Origin of the sequence: Shewanella sp. SG44-6, from assembly GCF_014164185.1 — a bacterium.
Lineage (GTDB): Bacteria > Pseudomonadota > Gammaproteobacteria > Enterobacterales > Shewanellaceae > Shewanella > Shewanella vesiculosa.
Genome location: NZ_JACJER010000206.1, coordinates 1 through 4,963, shown reverse-complemented (window position 1 = coordinate 4,963; position 4,963 = coordinate 1). Strand labels below are relative to the sequence as shown.

5 protein-coding genes are annotated in these 4,963 nt (G+C 41.4%); 2 read left to right on the top strand and 3 right to left on the bottom strand.

Translation table 11 applies throughout. The annotated features are described in order from the left end of the window. A partial coding sequence (locus H5185_RS21185) for a YbfB/YjiJ family MFS transporter (protein WP_259396279.1) occupies nt 1-731 on the bottom strand: 731 nt, incomplete at its 3' end. 108 nt (nt 732-839) lie between these two features. Between H5185_RS21185 and H5185_RS21180 the strand changes: the two genes are divergently transcribed. After that, nucleotides 840-1,673: a LysR family transcriptional regulator gene (locus H5185_RS21180; RefSeq protein ID WP_182743102.1), complete on the top strand. Its 834-nt coding sequence runs from the start codon at nt 840-842 to the stop codon at nt 1,671-1,673. Nucleotides 1,674-1,957: 284 nt separating this feature from the next. Here H5185_RS21180 and H5185_RS21175 read toward each other — a convergent pair whose 3' ends face one another. Next, nucleotides 1,958-2,824, bottom strand: a complete 867-nt coding sequence (locus H5185_RS21175) for an endonuclease/exonuclease/phosphatase family protein (protein ID WP_259396278.1) — start codon at nt 2,822-2,824, stop codon at nt 1,958-1,960. 316 nt (nt 2,825-3,140) lie between these two features. Here H5185_RS21175 and cls point away from each other — a divergent pair, with 316 nt between their 5' ends. Then, nucleotides 3,141-4,595: a cardiolipin synthase gene (gene cls / locus H5185_RS21170; RefSeq protein ID WP_182698796.1), complete on the top strand. Its 1,455-nt coding sequence runs from the start codon at nt 3,141-3,143 to the stop codon at nt 4,593-4,595. A 69-nt stretch (nt 4,596-4,664) separates the two neighbouring features. Here cls and H5185_RS21165 read toward each other — a convergent pair. Further along, on the bottom strand, nt 4,665-4,963 hold a 299-nt coding region (locus H5185_RS21165; RefSeq protein WP_182743098.1), incomplete at its 5' end, for a hypothetical protein.

Genomic DNA, 4,963 nt, shown 5'->3' with positions numbered 1-4,963 from the left:
AATCCCCCTTGCCCTTGTAAGCCTTCAACCCTCTCGACAATATCAACAATAAAGGTAGAGCTAACAGCATAACCATAACCTGCACAGAAATAAGCCAACATCATCAGCGATTTAAACACTTTGCTTGGAGGAGTATCTTTAGCCGTACCCCCTACTTGACCATCAATGAAAGGGTGTGGCATCCATAACCATGCTGGAATGGCAAATACTGCCGCCATAACGGCTAATGCCAACCACTGTTGCTGCCAGTCGGCTGATATTGTCAGCATGAACTCAACCAGTAATGATGTAATGATGATACTTAGCCCAGCACCTGAGAAGTGAATCCCTAATTCAGCACGGTGATGATGTTTAACTAACCATTTTAATATCAAACCAGAGGCAATAATAAAGCCACCAGAAGCGCAAACTCCGGCAATAAATCGTAATACCGCCCAAGTGACCATATCCGTCGTCATTACCATTGCTGCTGAAGTGAGCACACTCAATATAAGATACAGCCGGTGCAAGTTGTATTTATAGTTCATGTTATGCAGGCTAGCAGCAAGCAATACTCCACTCATGTACCCCATAAAATTAGTGCTAGCGAGCCAACCGCCTCCGAGTTCAGTTAAACCTGCACCATCCTGCATTATTGGTAATAACAGGCTGTAGGAGAATCTAGCCACACCAACAGTCACAATTAAACTACTGATACCGGCAAAATATACTCGAAATTTTGTTAACGCCATTAGCATGTTAACCACTTTGAATTATAAATAATTAACAAAGAATACGTTAACCTGCTAATCTTAAAAATTGAATTATTTAGAATAAATACTTCTTATTAAGAGAACTATATGGAAATTTTGACACTAAAAACCTTCAAAGCTGTAGTCGATGAAGAAGGTATTAAAGGCGCAGCGGATAAACTGCATACGGTTCAATCTAATATCACCAACCGAATTAGAAAGCTCGAAAGAGAGCTGGATACCAAACTATTTAATATTATTGGTCGTAAGTTACAGTTAACAGCGAGTGGACAACAGCTTTGCGAATATGCCGATCAAATTTTGCAGTTAGAATATCAGGCCACATCAGCCATTTTACGCAATAAAGGAAGCTATGAGTTAAGAGTTGGTATGCCAGAAACATTCGCAGCGGTTCACATGCCTCTGGCCCTCAAACAACTCAAGCTTAATCATTCTCAAATTCGCACCAAAATCTATACCGATACCAGCGACAGACTGGTGTTTTCGGTACTAAACAATAAAGTTGACTGCGCCGCGATTGGTAATGCACCTAAACATGAAAAACTGGTTGTTATCCCTATAGTGAAAGAAGAATTGATCATGGTCACGCCGCTAGACAGTGAACATGATCCGGTATTATTGGTCAGAGATGAAGGCTGTGGCTATAGAAAACACGCCCTTATTTGGCAACAAAAGGCTGGGCGAGGTCATGATGAGCTCATGGTGATGAGCAGTGCGGATGGTGTTTTAGGTTGTATTGCCGCGGGTTTGGGCTACACGATTATTGGCAAGAATATGGTGACAGGAAGCCGCTATGAGAAGTCACTCGTTATGACGCCAGTGAGCCATGGCCCAAAGCATGTTCAGTTGTCGATTGTCTATCGTAAAGGTAGCCTATTAGAGTCTGGAATATTAACCCTTGCAAAACTGTTAACCAAATAGCGATGCTACCGCCCTAAATCAAAGGGCCTCTTAGATAACTCAAAAAATAAATGGAAAAATTAAACAATGCAATTCAGTAACTCAACCAAAAAACCAAGTCAAAAAACCAAGTCAATAACACCAATCACTGCACTATTCTAAAGTCTTAAGCCTTATGCTCTAAAAATCTGGTAAGGACGGATTGATCTTAACTCCTGAACGATAGAACTATCACACAGCCAAATGCCCCAAAAACGGTTTGTTTAACGTTCAAATAAACTTGTCGCCATTTTAAAATAACATCGTTAATTTTCGCCTAATCTAAACTGCCCTAACAAAGGATGATGATCTGATGTTTCGGTATCGATTACCCGTGCAGATTCTAAAGTCAGTCCTCGGTAATAAAGATGATCTATGGGATAGCCCATCACTGTTGTTCGAGTATCTTTAACAGGGATGACAGCCTTAAGCCCTAATGTGTTGGTTATTTGAGCTAACATAGACAATCTGGCTTGGCGCCAGGTATTTAAATCACCACCGAAAATGATTGGCCCTTTATGAGCTTGCAAAGCGGGTAGAAGTTGCTGTAACTGCTGCGCATAACTGTCTAGAGCATACTCAAAGTTAATACTGTGCAAATTGGCCACCAGCAGAGTCTCACCATTAGACAAAGGGAAATAACTTAACAGGCTCGACTTGGGGAATTGTATCAATGGTTCGGCCGTCAAATAGCCACAACTTTGACTCGCAGAAACCTTAGACAGGTTCATCACCCCAAGTGATGTCTCACCTTGACGAAATGCTTGTACCATTGCCAATTGATGATGACTTTGCTGCTGCCATTGCTCAAACTCATCTGATAACTTCACTTCTTGCAGCAACAATAACTGATTCTGGCTGGCTAACTGGCTTAACAACGTTTGCCAGCCGGAATTTTGTTGTTTATAGATATTCCAGCTCGCGACAGCCAATTGACCATCAATATCCAAAGTCGCTTCAGGAGTGGCAGTAACGCATTGAGCCGTAAATGAACCTTGTGGACTGTTAATCACCCGGGGATCTGTCGCCAAGTGAATAAACTGTGCCATAAGGCTAGCTGTCGCCATTGAAAGTATGACGACAACAATACTGCTCCATAGAATAAGCCTGAGCAGTTTATGCTTAGGTTGCAATGGGGATGCTGACTTTGAGCGAAAAATAGCGATTGCGAACTCCCTCTAATGATTTGAAATAATGTCTAAAAACTCGACAAGAGCTTGAATGACATTAACCTGCTTAACAACAACTTAAATAACCTGAGCTTCAACAATGCTCATTTTATTGCTACTGATTTAATCAAGGCTAATATCATTAACACAGGCCCCACCATAATAAAACAAACGGTTTAATATACCCAGCTAGACAGATGGATGAGGGTAAATCAAATCTTTTAAAAAGCTGATATGATAAGTGCATGTTTTTTCTACATGATTGGTCTACTGGCTAGCTATGGTTGAGCTTTACAAAATATTAACGATAATCAGCGTATTAGCCTATTGGTTAATTATTGCCGGGATCACCGCCCGTATTGTCTATAAAAGGCGATCCGTCGGGGTTTCGTTAGCTTGGATGATGCTTATCTATGTGATCCCCATCCTAGGCGTTGTGCTTTACTTACTCGTGGGTGAGATGAACCTTGGGAAAAAGCGGGCCGTCAGGGCCAAAGAAATGTACACGCCCTATCGAAAATGGTTCAGTCGACTGTTTACAACTCATCAATTTCGTCCGCAAAATGTAAATGACTATACGATTAACATTAGCCAGTTATGCGAAAACCGCCTTGGTATTCCGACGTTGTCAAACAACCAACTAACCCTTAAATCATCACCAGAAACAATTTTAACGACCTTACTGCAAGATATCCAACAAGCGCAGACATCAATTCATTTCGAGTTCTATATTTGGTATCCAGGCGGACTGGCAGACCAGGTTGCCCAAGCACTGATTGATGCAGCAGAACGTGGGATTGCAGTAAAAATATTGCTTGACGCCGCGGGCAGTCGAACATTTTTTAAAAGCCAGTGGCCAAAACGGATGCGTGATGGTGGCGTTATTATTGTCTCGGCGTTGTCAGTTTCTCCGATACGAATGTTCTTTCGCCGACTCGACCTGCGACTTCACCGTAAAATAGTGGTGATCGATAACCAAATCGGATATACAGGCTCCATGAACTTAGTCGACCCTAAATATTTTAACCAAAGCGCTGGCGTGGGTGAATGGGTCGATGTCATGGTAAGAATTACCGGTTCTAATGTGCCAGTACTTAATTGTATTTTTGCGTGGGATTGGGAAACTGAAACTGACCAAAGAATTTTACCCGAGCCACCAGATTATCACCCAGATGGGCATAAAAAATCTGATATGGTGCAAGTTATTCCTTCTGGGCCCGGCATGCCAGAGGACATGATCCAGCAGGTGTTGTTACTGAGTATTTATCAAGCCAAACACAGTATCACCATCACTAGCCCTTATTTTGTACCCAGTGAAAACCTACTGTTTGCATTAACCGCTGCCTCATTGCGCGGTGTGCAAGTTAACTTAATTATCCCCGATAAAAATGATTCATTGATGGTGGAATGGGCAAGCAGATCATTCTTTGGTGAATTACTCAATTCAGGGGTGAATATTCATCGTTTTTGTGGCGGTTTTTTGCATACAAAATCAGTGGTAATCGATCTGCACCACTGCTTAATTGGTACGGTTAACCTTGATATGCGCAGTTTGTGGCTCAATTTCGAAGTGACGCTTTCTGTAGAAAATTTAGAATTTACTCAATCTCTCAGTCAAGTCCAACATCAATATATGGCCAATTCAATTAAAATGGATGCGCGGGAGTGGCGCAAACGACCGTTGTTCAAACGATTAGTGGAACAATTTTTTTACTTTTTTAGTCCACTGCTATAACGGTCGATACGATAAGTTTGCGGTTGAATCAGGGCTATATCATCTGCACGAGCTATCAGTAACTGTAACTTAGTAAATGTCACTCATATCAATAATAGGCTTAGCAACTGTGGCACAGATAATGGACAAGATTAAAAAGGGGACTGTATGGCACAAAACCATTGGATACTTGTTCACTAGGGCCCTTGTTGGAATAAAAAAATATGGATCACAGTTAAGTAATAAGCGATAAATCGGCATCAATATTGGCTTAAACCAAGTGTGAAAATAATAACCACTCACTGCCACTATCTGTACTTCAATAAGTAATAAGAAAACATCAAGACTGACAAAATCAATAAACAAGGCCAAAGCGGCTAACTCAGGAC